Genomic DNA, 16,890 nt, shown 5'->3' on the forward strand with positions numbered 1-16,890 from the left:
GGATCACGAGCACGAACATCATGAACACGAGCACCTTCACAACCATGACGAACACTGCGGCTGTGGCTGCGAGGATCACGAGCACGAACATCATGAACACAAGCACCTTCACAACCATGACGAGCACTGCGGCTGTGGCTGCGAGGATTCCGAACACGAACATCATGCACACGAACACCATCACCACCATAACGAGCACTGCAGCTGTGGCTGCGGGGATCACGAGCATGAGCACCATGGTCACTCCCACAATGCTCTCACCGCAAAGCGTGTCTACATTCTGGAGAACCTCGGCTGCGCTCACTGTGCTTCCAAAATGGAGGAACGGATCCAGGCTCTTGAAGGCGTCGAAAGCGCTACCATTACTTTTGCAACAAAACAGCTTCGCTTAGGGGCTGCAGATCCAGACGCTCTGCTTCCGCAGATCCGCAAGATCTGCACATCCATTGAGTCTGAAGTTAAAGTTGTTCCGAGAAATCCAGCTCCGGTAGCTTCCACTGACACAACAACTAAGACCTATCTTCTGGAGAATCTAGGCTGCGCTCACTGCGCTTCCAAAATGGAGGAACAGATTGCAAACCTTGAAGGCATTTCCGAAGCAACCATCACTTTTGCAACAAAACAGCTTCGCTTAACTGCAAAGAATCCGGATCGATACCTGGATCAGATCCGTAAGATCTGTACATCCATTGAATCCGAAGTTCTTGTAAAAGAAAAGGATCCGAAGCCAAAGGCTCAGTCCCCAAAAACAGTGACTCACACAACCGCTTCCAAGAAGAAATTTTTCTCCAAGGAAAACGTAGATATCATCTGCATTATCATCGGTGCAGTACTCTTCGTTGCCGGAGAGATCATGGAACACAAAGGCTTTGGTACCAGTGCCACTCTTCCTGTATTTGTGATCGCATACCTGGCGCTTGGGGGTGTTATCGTTGTAAAAGCTGCCAAAAACATCTCTCACGGACAGATTTTTGACGAAAACTTTCTCATGAGCATTGCAACACTTGCCGCTTTTGCCATCAATGATTCTGCTGAGGCCGTAGGCGTTATGCTCTTTTACCGCATCGGCGAGCTTTTTGAGGAAAAAGCCGTTGAACGAAGCCGCGGGCAGATCATGGATGCCGTAGACCTTCGTCCGGAAGTTGTAAACCTGGTCACAGGCGATGATATCCAGGTAATTCCCTCTGAAGAAGCTCAGATCGGAGACATTCTTCTGGTCCGTCCCGGAGACCGCATCCCTCTTGATGGTATCGTAATTGAGGGAAACAGCCGTATCGACACTTCTCCGATCACAGGAGAGCCTGTACCGGTTGCTGTAAATGAAGGTGATGAGATCACTTCTGGTTGCGTCAACACTTCCGGCCAACTTAAGATCCGCGTGGAAAAACCTCTGGAAGAATCCATGGTCACTCGTATTCTGGATTCCGTAGAAAACGCGGCAGCAAGCAAACCGAAGATCGACCGCTTTATCACACGTTTTGCCAAGGTTTATACTCCTTGTGTTGTAGGAATCGCAGTGGCAACTGCCATACTCCCATCCCTTGTTACCGGAAACTGGCATTACTGGATCTACACAGCCATTACTTTCCTGGTAATGAGCTGCCCTTGTGCTCTTGTACTTAGTATCCCGCTGGCCTTCTTCTCCGGGATCGGTGCCGGTTCTAAAAAGGGTATCCTTTTCAAGGGTGGCCTTTCCATCGAAGGATTAAGTAAGCTCGGCGCTGTGATCATGGATAAGACCGGTACTATCACAGAGGGTAACTTCCAGCTTCAGAAGGTTGTTGCCACCGGTAAATACACGGAAAATGAACTCCTTTCCATGTGTGCAGGCTGTGAACAGAACTCCACACATCCTATTGCGAACAGCATCGTTGCTGCCGCAAAGGAACGTGAGATCCAATTTGAAAAACCGATCTCCCTGGAAGAAATTTCCGGTCACGGGATCGTTGCGGAAATGCCGGAGGGAAAAGTTCTCTGCGGAAATCGCAAGCTGATGGATAAATTCGGAGTTACAATCGGAGAATTAAAGGAAGCCGCTTACGGCTCTGAAGTATTTATGGCAGTAAACGGAACCTTCGCAGGATATATGCTGATCTCCGATACCATCAAACCTGACGCAAAGGAAGCCATTGCTTCTCTGAAAAAGCTTGGTCTCCACACCGTTATGCTCACTGGAGACTCCGAAGACAGTGCACAGGCTGTAGGAAAAGATGCCGGGATCGATGAGATCTATGCAAAGCTTCTTCCGGAGGATAAGCTCAATGCCCTGAAAAAGGTCCGCCAGGCACATGGAACGGTTATGTTTGTCGGTGACGGTATCAACGACGCTCCTGTTCTTGCAGGTGCTGATGTAGGTGCTGCCATGGGAAGCGGTGCAGATGCTGCCATTGAAGCCGCAGATGCCGTATTTATGAATTCCAATGTAGATGCGATCCCTCAGTCTATCGCCATTGCACGAAGCACAAACCGTATTGCATGGCAGAACGTAATATTTGCCCTGGTGATCAAGATCGCAGTTATGATCCTTGGTCTTGCCGGACATGCCAACATGTGGATGGCCGTATTTGCAGACACTGGCGTTGCCATGATCTGCGTGCTGAATTCCATTCGTATCCTGTATAAAAAATAAGATCCGTTCTGCAGGGCAGATATCCTGCAGCGGATCCCTGTGCATCCATACAACTCCCCAGTGATGCAGAAAAGAATTTGACCGGTGCGTTTTTTTCAGCTACAATAGAAGTTAACAGTTTGGAGGATGCGCAAATGAAGAAAACACATATAGATTACCCGATCAATGATGATACACTGTACCGGCTTGCCGACCTGTTCAAGGTTTTCGGTGATCCTACCAGGATCCGTATCCTGTACGTACTTTCTGTGGAAGAGCTCTGTGTTCAGGATATTGCCGATCGTCTTTCCATGACCCAGAGTGCCATTTCCCATCAGCTCCGGGTACTGAAGCAGATGTCACTGGTCAAATTTCGAAGAGATGGAAAAACCATTTACTACTCCCTGGCAGACAGCCATGTGGCAACCATCATGAATCAGGGTCTGGAACACGTTACAGAAGAATAACTCATAAAACACAATGCAAAAAGCCAATCTGCTTCCTAATGGAAGAACAGATTGGCTTTTTTCTCTGCCTTACTCGTACATCATTTGTATTTATCCCTCGCCCTGTGGTGAAGCACCATCGCTCCGTATGCAGGCATCTTCACCTGAAGAATCCCTGCATCTGCAATATATTCTTCCGGCATTTCCGTATAACCCTCTCCGGAAGAAAGCATCAGGCGCTGAAAAGCCGTTGCTTCTTTCCGGCTTACACCGGTTTTCCAGGCTGTTACCCTTATGTCTCTCTCCTGATCCTGATTATTGAGGATCACTATGATCTGTTCAGAATCAGAAAAACGACCATAGCTCAAGCCCTGATGATCGTTCCACAGAAATTCCAGGGAACCCTTTGCAAGAATCGGATATGCCTTGTGTATGCAGATCATGCGTTTATGAAAGTCCAGCATCTCTTGGTCTTCTTTTCCCCAGGGATAAGTTCTGCGGTTATCCGGATCTGTAAAGCCGCAGACGCCGGCCTCATCCCCGTAATATACCGTAGGCGCACCAGGCCACGTCATCTGGATCACAACAGCCTCTCTCATGATGGCAGGATTGATGCCTGCAGATGCTGCCTCTGCGCCTGCGTAGGAAAGCCTTCCTACTCTGTGATTGGTCCTTGTCAAAAATCTGGAATGGTCATGGTTTGAAAGCTCATTCATGGCTCCATAAAGCGCTCCCATATGCAAAGACTGCATATGATGCTTCATCGCCCCGATAAAGGCCTCACTGTTGCCATAAAGGTCCTCCCGGTACTCATCACTGTGCTTCTCCATTCCGGTTAGAAACCAGGTTACAGGCTCCATAAAAGCGTCATAGTTCATAACCGTATCCCACTCATCGCCGCGAAGCCAGCTTTCCGGATTTCCGTAGTGTTCTGCAAGGATCACTGCATCAGGATTGGCTTCTTTTACTGTCCTCCGGAACTCTTTCCAGAAATGATGGTTAAAATCATTGCTGTGGCCCAGATCTGCAGCTACATCCAGTCTCCAGCCGTCTACGTTATACGGCGGCGAAACCCATTTTCTGCCCACATCAAGGATCGTCCGGCAAAGCTCCTCAGATTCTTCGTAGTTCAGCTTTGGCAGGGTATCATGGGTCCACCAGCCGTCGTAGGTTGGATTATAGGGCCAGCGGTTCTGATCCTGGAAGCAGAAGAAAGAACGATAAGGGCTGTCCGCCGAAACATAAGCCCCCTTCTCGTAGCCTTCCTGATTTTCATAGATCCGTTCCCTGTCCATCCATTTATTAAAGGATCCGCAATGGTTAAATACCCCATCCAGGATCACTTTCATCCCTCTTCTGTGAATTTCCTCCACAAGCTCCTGAAAAAGCTTATTACTGGCCTCCAAATTCCGTTTATCGGTCACACGGCGGATATACTTAAGGGCATGACTGTTATCACTGTCTCCGGGACTTAACAGACCATCACAGTCCGCTACGATCCTTCCGATATGCGGATCGATATGATCGTAATCCTGACAGTCATACTTATGGTTGCTGGGAGAGACAAAGACCGGATTCAGATAGATCACATCTACTCCAAGCTCCTGAAGATAATCCAGCTTATCCATAACTCCCTGAAGATCGCCGCCATAAAATTCCCGGACACCCATCACAGCCGGAACCTTTTCCCAGTTATCCACTTTTACGGAAGTGTCCCCGATATAGAAATATTCCCCTGTTTCCACATCATTGGAAGGATCTCCGTTACAGAAACGATCCACATAAATCTGATACATCACAGCACCCTTCAGCCACTCAGGCACATGATATCCGGGATAGATCTCAAATTCTGTCCTTTCCTCATGTCTGGTGCTTACACCATTTGTATCATAATAACAGGTAACAAGTCCTGAATGGATCTCAAAGTAATATCGTACAAGATCTTTTCCCATTACGATCTGTGCAGTATAATAATCAAAGCTTCCGGAAGTTTTTTCCCGCTTCATTTCCAGATATTCTCCGTCATGCACAAGACAGACGTTGTCCACGTTATTTCTCTGGGTACGAAAACGGATCGTAACTGTATCACCTTCCCGCGGCTCCACAGGTGTACGGTAATATTCCGTCCCGTCACTGAACATTGCGTCTTTATTTAATACCGGACTCATATTGAGTATATACCGCATCTTCTTTGCAGTCTCCATGCTTTCATATAACATTCTATCTTCCTCATTCCGTTTTTAGTACCATGTTTTTAAATATATTATCTTAATTTTTTCCATCCCGTAAGCATATATATCTGTTTTCTCCGTAATCCGTCTTTATTTTTGGGCAGTAAAAAAGGCAGCTGGTTAAGCTGCCTTTTTTGGAGAAGGTATTTCTTCTTATGGGGTGTAGCAAAAACTATATAATGTATTGGGGGGTTTTTACGGTATTTATAGTACCATGTGTCCACCAAAAAGTGTGCACAAAGTTCACAAAATTCAATATTTTTTTTTGTGCATTTTATTCGTTTGTTTTTGCAACCTCTTCTTTTTCTGTTGTAAAAAGTGCTTCAAACTCTTCACGATGTATCTTTTCCTTCTCGAGAAGAAGGGCCGCACAGCTGTGAAGAACGCCGATATTCTCACGGATAATGCTCTCTGCATTCTCATGGCACTCACGGATGATACGGGAAATCTCCCCATCGATCTCTCTTGCCACTTCCTCACTGTAGCCTCTGGTATGTGCCAGATCACGGCCGATAAATACCTCATCGTCATCGTTGCCGTAAGCGATCAGACCGATTTTTTCAGACATACCGTATTTCATTACCATAGAGCGTGCAGTCTCTGTGGCACGTTTGATATCATTGGAAGCACCGGTGGTGATATCTCCGAAGATGATCTCCTCCGCCACACGTCCGCCAAGAAGCGTGGTGATATCCTCCAGCATTTTGTTCTTTGTATTAAACATCTCATCATTATCCGGCAGCGGCATGGTGTAGCCGGCAGCTCCCATTCCCGTAGGGATAATGGAAATGGTGTATACCGGATCCATATGAGGAAGTACATGGAACAGGATCGCATGGCCTGCTTCATGATAAGCTGTGATCTTTTTCTCTTTATCAGAGATGACCTTGCTCTTCTTTTCTGCACCGATCCCGACCTTGATGAATGCTTTCTTGATATCCTTCTGCATGATATAAGGACGGCCCTCTTTTGCAGCATCAATAGCAGCTTCGTTAAGAAGATTCTCCAGATCTGCGCCTGTAAATCCTGCGGTTGTCTGGGCGATCTGGCGAAGATCCACATCATCTCCCAGCGGTTTGTCCTTGGCATGGACCATAAGGATCTCTTCTCTGCCCTTAACATCCGGGCGTCCCACACCGACTTTACGGTCAAATCGTCCCGGACGGAGAATCGCAGGATCCAGAATATCCACACGGTTGGTCGCTGCCATTACGATGATTCCTTCATTTACTCCAAAACCATCCATCTCTACAAGAAGCTGGTTCAATGTCTGCTCTCTCTCATCGTGGCCGCCGCCCATACCGGTTCCTCTCTGACGGGCTACCGCATCAATCTCATCAATAAAGATGATGCACGGTGCATGACGCTTGCCCTCTTCAAAAAGATCTCGTACACGGGAAGCACCGACACCAACAAACATCTCCACGAAATCGGATCCGGAAATGGAGAAAAACGGAACTCCGGCCTCTCCTGCAACTGCCTTCGCGAGAAGAGTTTTACCTGTTCCTGGAGGGCCCACAAGGATCACGCCTTTCGGGATCCTGGCACCTACCTTGGTATACTTCTGTGGGGATTTCAGGAAATCCACCACTTCCTCCAGATCCTCCTTCTCCTCCTGAAGACCTGCAACATCCTTGAACGTTACTTTCTTATCATCAGGGGACGACATCCTGGCTCTGCTTTTTCCAAAGTTCATCATCTTCGCATTGCTTCCGCCGCCTCCGGACATCTGCCGGTTCATCATCATAAAGAAAAAGAGAAGGATCGCGCCGGTAAGCACTACCGGAAGTACTGTTCCGATCATGGAGCTGTCCTTGGGTACATTGCGGATCGTTGGATCGATATCATGTTCTTCAAGAAGCGCCTCCGCTTCCTTTACATCGGTTACGTAGACTGTCTTCTGACCGTCTGAAACAATGTTTGCGGTTACATAACCGGTGGGCACTTCTCTGTTCTGATGGATCACCGCATCCGTCACTTTGTCTTCTTCCAGAGCCTTTTCCAGCTGGCCCATTGTGTAGCTGCCCTGGGTAGATACCTGGTCATTGAGATACAGATATCCTGCGATCAGTGCCACAATAAGCAGAAGGTACAGGCCTATCTTACCTGAATGCTTGCTCACTTGGTTAAATCTCCTTTCAGTCCTGAAGCTCCACTACTCCGATGTAAGGAAGGTTTCTGTATTTCTGGGCATAATCAAGTCCGTATCCTACTACAAACTCGTCCGGAATATTGAAGCAGCAGTAATCTACCTCTACATCTGTCACACGTCTCTCCGGTTTGTCAAGAAGTGTACAGAGTCTGATGCTTGCCGGATGTCTGCCCTTCAGGATACGCAGCAGATAGCTTAAGGTTCTGCCTGAATCAATGATATCCTCTACGATCAGAACATCTTTCCCGTCCAGTGGCTGATCCAGATCCTTGACGATCTTTACAACACCGCTGGATTTCGTATCATCACCGTAACTGGACACAGACATGAAATCCAGTGTTACCGGGCGTGTGATCCTCTTGGCAAGCTCACACATAAAGAAAACGCCGCCTTTCAGAACGCAGATCATGTGTACATCTTTTCCGTCATAATCCTTGTTGATCATATCTGCAACTTCCTGGATACGGGCATCTACCTCTTCTTCACTGAGTAAAACCCTGATTTTTTCGCTCATGCTAAAGCTCCTCCTTGGTAATGTAATTCTAACACTCTCCCTGTAGTGGAAGTGATCTTATACTTCTCGTTCATCCGTCCTCCCGGGATCCAGAGTATCTCAGATCCTACCGCAACAACCGGAAGCCTGTCTCTCATCTCCGCTGGAATCTTCTCATCAATAAAGATCCGGTTCAGCTTCTTTCTTCCGCCTTCACTGTTTACAGTAAGATAATCTCCCTGTCTTCTGGTCCGAACGCATGGACTATTTTTTATTTTATCATAATCAAACCATTTCGTATACTTTTTTTCTTCAATCTTCTGTTTCTTATAAGAAAAAATTTTCGACTCAAAAACTCCGAAAGGACTTTCCAGAATTCCAGGTACCGGAAGCTCCATAGACATTTCTCTGAGACCTGCCGATACTTTTTTTTCAGTGGAAGCATCGTTCTCTCTGTCTGATGCAGAGTTCTTTTTCAGACATACCCCTCCGTACTGTCGTATTACCCGCAGCGATTCCGGAAGATTGATATAACGACCGTTTTCTTTTTTTTGAAGCGAAAGAACCTGGTCCACATGAAGAGATGTAAAGTCCTTACGTTTTCCTGACAGTATCTCAAACGCCTCCATCACCGCATATTCCTGAAGGATAGGATCCTGTGCAAAAAATTTTTCATCCAGAAGATAGCCATTTTCTTTCCGGCAGCCTGCCAGAAGCTCCCTTCCCTTTTTCTGAAGATACGAATCTGCCTCTGCCAGAACCCGTGCGGTTTCTGCCATATGCTCCACCGCTTTTGCATTGATCTTCTGTTCCATAGCCGGAAGAATATGGTTACGGATCCGGTTTCTTGTATAGTCATCTGAAAGATTGCTGCTGTCTGTGATATAGGAAATACCTCTCTCTTTCAGATAATTGACGATCTCCTTCCGTTCTAAACACAAAACCGGCCGGATGATCTCACCATTTACCGCCTGTATCCCAGAAAGTCCCCGGATACCGGTTCCCCTTGCCAGATGATGCAGCATAGTCTCTGCCAGATCGTTGCGGTTGTGTGCCAGCGCAACCCGGAACTGTCCGTTCTTTTTTGACTGTTCTCCGGAAAAACCAAGTCTCTTTTTTTCCTCCTGAAACGCCTGTTTTCGCACGATCCTTCCGGTTTCTTCTTCTCCCAGCTTCCACTTTCCGGAAAGCTCCGGAACCGGATAATGCCTGGACCGGAAAGGGATTCCCCAATCCCGGCAGATTTTTTCCACAAACTGCTCATCCCTGTCCGCCTCCTGGCCCCGGATTCCATGATGGACATGAACCACTTCCATGGAAAAACCGATCTCTTTCTGAAGACTTTTCAAAATATGAAGCATTGCTATGGAATCCGCCCCTCCGGAAACCCCTGCCACAACCATATCCTCTGCTTTCAGCATCCGATTGTCTCTGATATATTTTCTTACACGTGTGATCATTTTTTCTCCTGTAACCAAAAATACTCTATTTTTTCCACAATCCTGCCACAACTACTGTCATATCATCCCTGGCATGATAATCACTGTATCCCAGGACCCTTTCCAGTATTCCCCGTCCCATCTCCCTGGGCTCTTTTTCCCGGACATCCATAATGATCTCCTTCATGGTTTCCTCTTCCCGTTCTGTAGGAAGCGCATCCAGAACTCCATCTGTCATCATGATCAGATAATCTCCATGATAAAGCTTCCTTGAGGCAGTATCAAAATCCAGCTGCTGGACCAAGCCTGCTGCAAGATTTTCCGAAGCAATGGATTCCACCCAGTGATCTCTTTTAATAAATGTGGAAGACGCCCCTGCTTTCAGAAAATCACAGATCCCGGTATAAAGATCCACCGCACAGATATCAACAGTAGAAAACATCCCTTCCCGTCCTTTCAATAGCAGTGCGGAATTCACCATTCTGGCAGCTGTCTCCTGAGAAAAGCCGGATTCCAGAAACTGTTCCAGAAGTTCTACCACGATCTCGCTTTCTTTAAACGCTTCTATTCCGGAACCCATCCCATCAGACAGACAGAGAAAAAACCTGCCATCCTCTTCCTGACGACAGATATAATTGTCTCCGGAAACCTTTTCCGCTTCTCTTGTAAGCCGCGCTACTCCGTAAAGCATCTGATAACTGACATCCTCCACAAAATGGACCATACGAAAATCTCCATTTACAATACTGCGGCTGTCGGCGTCCGGCGTCATGGAGCTTCCGCAGATCCTGGACAGGATCTGCGCGATCTCTGTCATGGAAACACACTGTCCGCTCCTGGCTCTCAGATTCAGAAATATCTGCCGTCTTCCTTCGATCTTATCCATGACCCAGACATTCTTTACAAGTACATGCTTTTTACGAAGAGCCTTTTTCAGATCTTCCTGAAACTGCGGATCTGCCGGCATGATATCATACAGCTCTTCTGCCATATGATCCATGATCCTCGAGATTTCCGTCAGCTGCTGTGCAACTGCAAGCCGGCTTTCGATCATCCGGTTATCCCACACGAGATTCTGCCTTTCTTCACGAAATCCCTCATTCAGGACCTGAAAATACTGGGCGGAACGGCCACATGCTCCCATCCATTCACTGCGTGCTCTCTGGATACTCTCTTCATTGCCTTCCTCCATGGTACGGATCATATTCTCACTGCCCCGCATGGTTTCCCCGGCACGCTCTCCCCAGCAGATCTCTCTCTGATAACATCTGGAACATACAGCCGCACTGGTGTCCGATATGATACGGTTCAGCTGTCCTCCGCTCAAAAATTCCTTACGGTAAGGCATTCCGTAGAATGTATCCGCAAGCTTCCGGAAGGATGCTGCATACCGTTCCACTTTTTCCTTCTGGGGATGGCTTTCACAAAGCGGCAGCATTTCTTCTTTTTCCTTCGTTTTTCCCGAAAAGACAGTTTTTGCCATGTCCCGGAGTATCAGCAGTATGCTGACTACGAGCATGGCAATGATCCATTCCTGCATATTTTCCCCTCCCCTTATAACCTTCACTGACTGAACATTATAAAGGAAGATCCCTGAAATATCTGTCAAAGCCGCACGAAAATGTCAAAAAAAATTTCGTCGAAACCTTTGATTTTCAGCTATTTTTCTTCCTGAAACACGATCTCGTTGTCTTTCACAAGTCCCAGCTTCTCACGAGCCGCCTCTTCCACATATTCGTCGGTCTTCATATGTTCTTTCTCTGCTTCGATCTCCTTGGTACGTTCCTTCTCACTTTCAATGGACTTCTCCAGTGCTGTAGCTTTGGAATCATAATAATCCCTGCGCCGTTCCAGAGTCTTACTCTGCAGCATAAGGCTTCCCAGCAACACCAGTGCGATCACCATGATCCCCGCCATGCCAAGATAATTATATCCGATCCGTTTTTTTTCTTTTCCATTTTTTGGATTTTTCAATCTGCTGCTCCTTTTTTACACAATCTGATCTCTTTACCTTTTACGAGCTTATACATCCAAATTTTACAACTTCTTCAAAAAAATATCAACCGGTTTGCTGTCATTTTAGCTTTAATGGAACAGTCTTTTTAAAAGGGATCCTTCTTTTTTGTCCTTTTTCCTGCCAAGATAGGTAAGACTGTCGATTTTTCCCTCCAAGCTAAGCTGCCCGCTTTTCAGATCAAGATGTTTTACATGAAGTCCTTCGCCTTTTATGGATAACTTTCCTTCCTCTGTATGCAGCAGTATTTCTTTTTCATCGAAAGAGATCACCTCCCGGATTCCCGTTATGGTGCCGCCTTTCTGCCGCTCCAACATCAGACTGTGAAATGCTGCCGGTTTCTTCTCGTCCAATCCATACCTCCCTGGGGATGATTTCTCTTTTATTTTATGAAAAATCCATCTGGAATAGACCATCACGCCCAAACGGCAGCTGTCCCTGCATCAGATATAGCGGAACATGCTTTCCACCTCATCCTTTTTTACCGTTTCCTTAACTTCCAGGACTTCAACCTTTACATTACGGCTTCCAAACTGGATCTCCACAGTGTCACCGGTCTTTACCTGTACAGAAGCCTTGGCCGGCTTGTCATTGACCAGAACTCTTCCTGCATCGCAGGCTTCATTTGCCACCGTACGGCGTTTGATCAGTCTGGATACTTTCAGATATTTATCAAGACGCATAATTTTTCCTCCTAAAAAAGCAGGGGAAACCAAAAACCGGTTTCCCCTGCCGTTATCACTCTGAACCAACAGATTATTTACCGTTGACAACGTCCTTTAAAGCTTTTCCTGCTTTGAACTTCGGAGACTTGGAAGCCTCGATCGTCATGGTCTCACCAGTCTGAGGATTTCTTCCCTCTCTTGCAGCTCTTGTGCTTACTTCGAAAGTTCCAAATCCAACCAGCTGAATCTTCTCGCCTTTTTTCAGTTCATCTGTTACAACATCGATAAAAGATTTCAGAACAGCTTCTACATCTTTCTTGGAAAGATTGGTGTCTTTCGCCATTGCTGCCACTAACTCTGTTTTATTCATGGTGTTTCCTCCTATAATTGATGTTCTCTTATTTTTGACTTTGCTTTATATATATACCGCTTTTGGCTTATAATGTCAAGGTTTTTCGCATATTACAGGCGGAATGTGACCATTTTATCATTTCATGGAATCAACCATTTCAAGAACAGCCTTGCCCATTGCATCGGATTTCTCGTCTGCATCTGCAAGAGATGTTCCCTTAACGCCATAATAGAATTTAACCTTAGGCTCTGTTCCGGACGGTCTTACGCAAACCCATGCATCATCGGTAAGCTCATAGTAGAGAACATTGGAATTCGGAAGTCCTGTCGGCTTCTTCTCACCTGTTGCAAGATCTGTGATCTCATCCAGCTTGTAGTCACGTACAGCAGTCACCTTATGTCCGGCAAACTCAGCAGGCGGATTCTGACGAAGTGTTGTCATGATCTCCTGGATCTTCTGAAGTCCCTCGATACCCTTCATGGTAACTGCCTGAATGGCATCCTTATAGTAACCGAACTCCTCATACATATCGATCATTGCATCCCAGAGAGTCTTGCCCTGTGTCTTATAGTAAGCAGCAGCTTCGCAAAGTGCCATGGTAGCAACAATGGCATCCTTGTCTCTTGCATAGGTTCCGATCAGGCAGCCGTAGCTCTCCTCAAATCCGAAAAGATATGTACCCTTGCCACTGTTCTCAAATCCGAGGATCTGCTGTCCGATGTATTTGAATCCGGTAAGTACTTCGATAAGATTCACATTGTATCCCTTGGCAATGGCATCTGCCAGGTTTGTTGTAACGATAGTCTTTACAAGAGCTCCGTCCTCCGGAAGGCTTCCGTTTACAGCCTTTCTCTGGCTCAGCTCATAGTTTGCAAGAAGGCATCCGGACATGTTACCGGTAAGATCATGATACTCTCCGTTTTTATCCTTTACGCGGACGCCAAGACGGTCTGCATCCGGGTCTGTGGCAAGTACGATGTCTGCATCCACTTCCTTCGCAAGCTTCAGGCCAAGCTCAAATGCCTCTGCTGCCTCCGGGTTCGGATAGCTGACTGTCGGGAAATCCCCGTTCGGAAGCTCCTGCTCCGGTACTACATATACATTCTCAAATCCAAGCTCTTTAAGGATCCTTCTGGCCGGGATATTGCCGGTTCCGTGAAGAGGTGTGTAAACGATCTTCAGGTTCCTGCCCTCTGCCTGGATCGCATCCATATGGATGATCTGTTTCTTAAGCTCTACCATGTAAGCATCATCGACAGCCTGTCCGATCACTTCGAAAAGTCCTGCCTTTACTGCGTCTTCCTTGTCCATGGTCTTTACGGTATTCCAGTCGGAGATTGCCTTTACCTCGCCCATGATACCGGAATCATGAGGTGGTGTGATCTGTGCGCCGTCCTCCCAGTAAACCTTGTATCCGTTGTATTCCGGAGGATTGTGGCTGGCTGTTACGTTGATACCTGCCACACAGCCCAGATGACGTACTGCAAAGGAAAGCTCCGGTGTCGGACGAAGTGTCTCAAAGATATAAGCCTTGATCCCGTTTGCTGCCAAACAAAGTGCTGCTTCCTGGGCAAACTCCGGTGACATATGACGGGAATCATATGCGATAGCAACTCCCTGGGATTTCTTGTCAACCTTGGCAATATAGTTGGCAAGCCCCTGGGTTGCTCTTCTTACCACATAAATATTCATACGGTTGGTACCTGCGCCGATGATACCACGCAGGCCTGCCGTACCAAACTCAAGATCCATATAAAAACGCTCTTTGATCTCATTTTCGTCGTCTTTGATCGCTTTCAGTTCTTCTTTTGTCGCCTCATCGAAGTATGGGTTTTCAAGCCACTGATTATAGATTTCTTTATAATCCATGTTCCAAAATACCTCCCTGTTTCTTTATATAAGATACTTAATATTATATAACAATTTTCAGAAAAAGGGAAGTTTTGTTTTTGTCACATTCAGCATCATTACTGCCTGAAGCACTGTTTTGAAAATTCCTCCCACTGTTTTTTCTGATGGATCAGGGTTCTCAGCTTTTCCACATTTTTTCCGGAGATCACAGCCTTGTTATGTGTATAATAATGATTTGCCAGTTTCCAGTATTTTTCCGGATAACAGAACCGGACTCTCAGGTTCTGCCACTCAGACTCCGAGAGCGGCCGTACGGAATCATATGCAGAAAGCATCTTCTGCGCGATGTGCAAATCCCAGCTGTATTTCTCCAGGATTTTCCGCATAAAGCGATACAGATCTGCCATCTGCACATCAAAGCTCCAGTGACTGAAATTCGTCACCGCTGTGTTTTTCCCAAGTATCAGCACATTATGCTGATTATATTCGCCATGACAGATACTGCCGCTTTGAAGAGACTGCTGCCGCAGATTTTTATAATCCGTGGTTTCCAGCATAGCTGCCGCTTCTTCTCCTTTTTGCAGAAACCATTCCACGCTTTTCAGATAATCCTTCTCAAAAGAATTGACCGCTCCTTTTTTTCGGATAAAACGGCGTATTTTTTTCATTTCCTGATTATGCCGGATATATTCTTCCTGCAGATTTCTTCCCGCATAATCCATTTCCACAGGAAGCTGCATGATCTTGTGGATCTGTGCCAGAGTCCGAATGCTTTTTAAAATATCGTTTTCGGATCTCGTGTCACATTCCCGTCCCTCAAACCAGATCTGTGCAGTATATGGAACAGAATCTTTGTCCCTGCTTACCAGTACGCCTTCCCTGTTTCTGAGATAGGCGTCCACAAGACAGTTCTGTTCTTTCATTTTTTCAAGAAGCTGCTGCTGCATGGAAAGCTTTTTTTCCGAGCCATGAAATTCCCGGAGTATCACCGGACCTTTTTCTGTCCGGCACAGAAGTGCCCCCCGCACCCTGCCGGAGAATGAAGCCGTAAGCCCATACTGCTCCAGCACGCTCAACCCATAATCATACAAAAAAGTTCCCCCCTGCCTTATTTTACGTTCTATTTTATGCAGGGGGGATTTTTGTTATTCTATTCGGTTTTTATGCTGTCTTTTTCTGCTGTTTCAAGAAGTTTTTCTTTTGTATTAAGGGTTGGATCTTTCAGTACACAGTCAAGAAGTCTTTCGAGCAGTGCTCCCAATGCCGGTCCGGCCGGATGTCCTGCCTTTATAAGATCCTTTCCGGAAACTGCCAGGTTTTTCAGAGATGTACACTCACCTCTTTCAAGGATTCCCTGATAAGCTTCCGTCACACCGCTTAACCGTGCCAGCTTCTCCTCCCTCCTGTAAGTACTCTGGGATAAAAGATCTGCCTTCTGCACTTTCAGATACAGCGGAAAAAGCTCTTCTCCGATAAGATTCACAGCTCTCCGCACATCCTCAGCGTCCGGAGTGGGACGAAGATCATGATACCGGATCAGACGACAGGTATTTCGGATCGTTACATTATCAAATTTCAGACGGCGCAGGATCTTCCCCGCCAGCTTCTCGCCTGCAGGACCATGAGTCTTGAAGTGGTCTCTGCCATTCTCATCTGTCTTTTTTACAACCGGCTTGGCAATGTCATGAAGAAGCATGGTGATACGGAGAAGCCGGTCATTCTCGATTTCTGTAAGACTTTTCAGAATGTGCTCTCCCACGGTATAGCAATGATGAGGGGTATTCTGCTCGGTTTCCATACAGGCGTCAAATTCCGGAAGAAATTCCCGGGTAAGACCTGTCTCCCAGGCGGTTCGGAGGTAATCCGGATGATCGGATACCAGAAGCTTTACAAGCTCTGTCTGGATACGCTCTGCACTGACATGCTCCAGGTTCCCCGACATCCGCGCCAGTGCCGCTTTCGTATTCTCCTCCACAGTAAAACCAAGCTGTGCGGAAAAACGCACTGCACGGAGCATCCGAAGAGCATCCTCTGTAAAACGTTCCACCGGATCCCCGACACAACGGATGAGCTTCCTATTGATATCCTCCATTCCGCCAAACAGATCCACCAGTCCATGCCCCGGATGATAAGCCATGGCGTTAATGGTAAAATCTCTTCGTTTCAGATCTTCCTCAAGACTCCTGGTAAAGGTCACGGCATCCGGGTGACGGCCATCATGATATTCTCCGTCCACACGGTAGGTTGTCACCTCAAAGCCCTCTTTGCCCATCATTACAGTTACTGTTCCATGCTGGATCCCCGTATCTACAGTTCTGTGAAAAAGCTCCTTCACCTGTTCCGGAAGTGCGGAGGTAGTGATATCCCAGTCCCCAGGCACCCGGTCCAGGATGGAATCCCGGACACAGCCGCCAACAACATATGCCTCATAGCCGGCTTCATTGAGAATATGCAGGATCTGTTCTGCTTTTTGTGGTATGTTAATCGTCATAATAACTCCTCTTGATGATCGCTGCTGTCCGTTCAAAACACGTTTACATTTCGCTGTATTATCTCCATGTCAGCAGCCGAATAATATTCTGATATGTTTTCCTTGACACTCCCCACAGCTAAAGCAGGGGGATTCTTGCTTCTCCCAC

General features: G+C 46.8%; 15 protein-coding genes. 2 read left to right on the forward strand and 13 right to left on the reverse strand.

Features of this window, described 5'->3' with window-relative positions:
* A partial coding sequence (locus DW694_RS17030; protein WP_182465514.1) for a hypothetical protein occupies nucleotides 1-304 on the reverse strand: 304 nt, incomplete at its 3' end.
* Between the two features lie 12 nt (nucleotides 305-316).
* Between DW694_RS17030 and DW694_RS15905 the strand changes: the two genes are divergently transcribed.
* A complete protein-coding gene (locus DW694_RS15905) occupies nucleotides 317-2,629 on the forward strand; it encodes a heavy metal translocating P-type ATPase (RefSeq protein ID WP_330591128.1) in 2,313 nt (770 codons plus the stop codon).
* Nucleotides 2,630-2,763: 134 nt separating this feature from the next.
* Nucleotides 2,764-3,075, forward strand: coding sequence for a metalloregulator ArsR/SmtB family transcription factor (locus DW694_RS15910; protein ID WP_022427364.1), 312 nt, complete (start codon nucleotides 2,764-2,766; stop codon nucleotides 3,073-3,075).
* Nucleotides 3,076-3,155: 80 nt separating this feature from the next.
* Here the strand turns inward: DW694_RS15910 and DW694_RS15915 are convergent, their stop codons facing one another.
* The 12 genes from DW694_RS15915 to DW694_RS15970 all read right to left on the reverse strand — a co-directional run bounded on the left by DW694_RS15915 (nucleotide 3,156) and on the right by DW694_RS15970 (nucleotide 16,742).
* On the reverse strand, nucleotides 3,156-5,273 hold the full coding sequence (locus DW694_RS15915) for a glycoside hydrolase family 13 protein (RefSeq protein ID WP_015527124.1): 2,118 nt from the start codon (nucleotides 5,271-5,273) through the stop codon (nucleotides 3,156-3,158).
* Nucleotides 5,274-5,559: 286 nt separating this feature from the next.
* Nucleotides 5,560-7,407 (reverse strand): ATP-dependent zinc metalloprotease FtsH, encoded by a 1,848-nt coding sequence (gene ftsH / locus DW694_RS15920; protein ID WP_022427362.1) that lies wholly within the window; start codon nucleotides 7,405-7,407, stop codon nucleotides 5,560-5,562.
* A gap of 16 nt (nucleotides 7,408-7,423) precedes the next feature.
* On the reverse strand, nucleotides 7,424-7,951 hold the full coding sequence (gene hpt / locus DW694_RS15925; RefSeq protein WP_015527123.1) for a hypoxanthine phosphoribosyltransferase: 528 nt from the start codon (nucleotides 7,949-7,951) through the stop codon (nucleotides 7,424-7,426).
* Nucleotides 7,948-9,390 carry a tRNA lysidine(34) synthetase TilS gene (tilS, locus tag DW694_RS15930; RefSeq protein ID WP_118753308.1) on the reverse strand — a complete coding sequence of 481 codons (1,443 nt, stop codon included), beginning with the start codon at nucleotides 9,388-9,390 and terminating at the stop codon, nucleotides 7,948-7,950. The genes hpt and tilS overlap by 4 nt, the downstream gene beginning before the upstream one ends.
* Nucleotides 9,391-9,415: 25 nt before the next feature.
* Nucleotides 9,416-10,909, reverse strand: coding sequence for a SpoIIE family protein phosphatase (locus DW694_RS15935; RefSeq protein WP_015527120.1), 1,494 nt, complete (start codon nucleotides 10,907-10,909; stop codon nucleotides 9,416-9,418).
* Nucleotides 10,910-11,028: 119 nt separating this feature from the next.
* Nucleotides 11,029-11,343, reverse strand: a complete 315-nt coding sequence (locus DW694_RS15940) for a septum formation initiator family protein (protein WP_021650636.1) — start codon at nucleotides 11,341-11,343, stop codon at nucleotides 11,029-11,031.
* A gap of 111 nt (nucleotides 11,344-11,454) precedes the next feature.
* Complete coding sequence (gene yabP / locus DW694_RS15945) at nucleotides 11,455-11,736, reverse strand: sporulation protein YabP (RefSeq protein WP_044960948.1); 282 nt, start codon at nucleotides 11,734-11,736, stop codon at nucleotides 11,455-11,457.
* Nucleotides 11,737-11,826: 90 nt separating this feature from the next.
* The gene (locus tag DW694_RS15950; RefSeq protein WP_015527118.1) at nucleotides 11,827-12,066 is read right to left on the reverse strand and encodes an RNA-binding S4 domain-containing protein; all 240 of its coding nucleotides are present in this window, start codon (nucleotides 12,064-12,066) and stop codon (nucleotides 11,827-11,829) included.
* Nucleotides 12,067-12,139: 73 nt separating this feature from the next.
* Nucleotides 12,140-12,433, reverse strand: a complete 294-nt coding sequence (locus tag DW694_RS15955; protein WP_227573730.1) for an HU family DNA-binding protein — start codon at nucleotides 12,431-12,433, stop codon at nucleotides 12,140-12,142.
* 102 nt (nucleotides 12,434-12,535) lie between these two features.
* Nucleotides 12,536-14,269, reverse strand: a complete 1,734-nt coding sequence (locus tag DW694_RS15960) for a phospho-sugar mutase (protein WP_118753309.1) — start codon at nucleotides 14,267-14,269, stop codon at nucleotides 12,536-12,538.
* A 98-nt stretch (nucleotides 14,270-14,367) separates the two neighbouring features.
* Nucleotides 14,368-15,342: a hypothetical protein gene (locus DW694_RS15965; protein ID WP_118753310.1), complete on the reverse strand. Its 975-nt coding sequence runs from the start codon at nucleotides 15,340-15,342 to the stop codon at nucleotides 14,368-14,370.
* 59 nt (nucleotides 15,343-15,401) lie between these two features.
* Entirely contained in the window at nucleotides 15,402-16,742 is a 1,341-nt protein-coding gene (locus tag DW694_RS15970) for a CCA tRNA nucleotidyltransferase (RefSeq protein WP_118753311.1), read from the reverse strand.
* Between the last annotated feature and the right edge of the window lie 148 nt (nucleotides 16,743-16,890).

Origin of the sequence: Ruminococcus sp. AM26-12LB (assembly GCF_003480785.1) — a bacterium.
In the GTDB taxonomy this organism is placed as follows: domain Bacteria; phylum Bacillota; class Clostridia; order Lachnospirales; family Lachnospiraceae; genus Blautia_A; species Blautia_A fusiformis.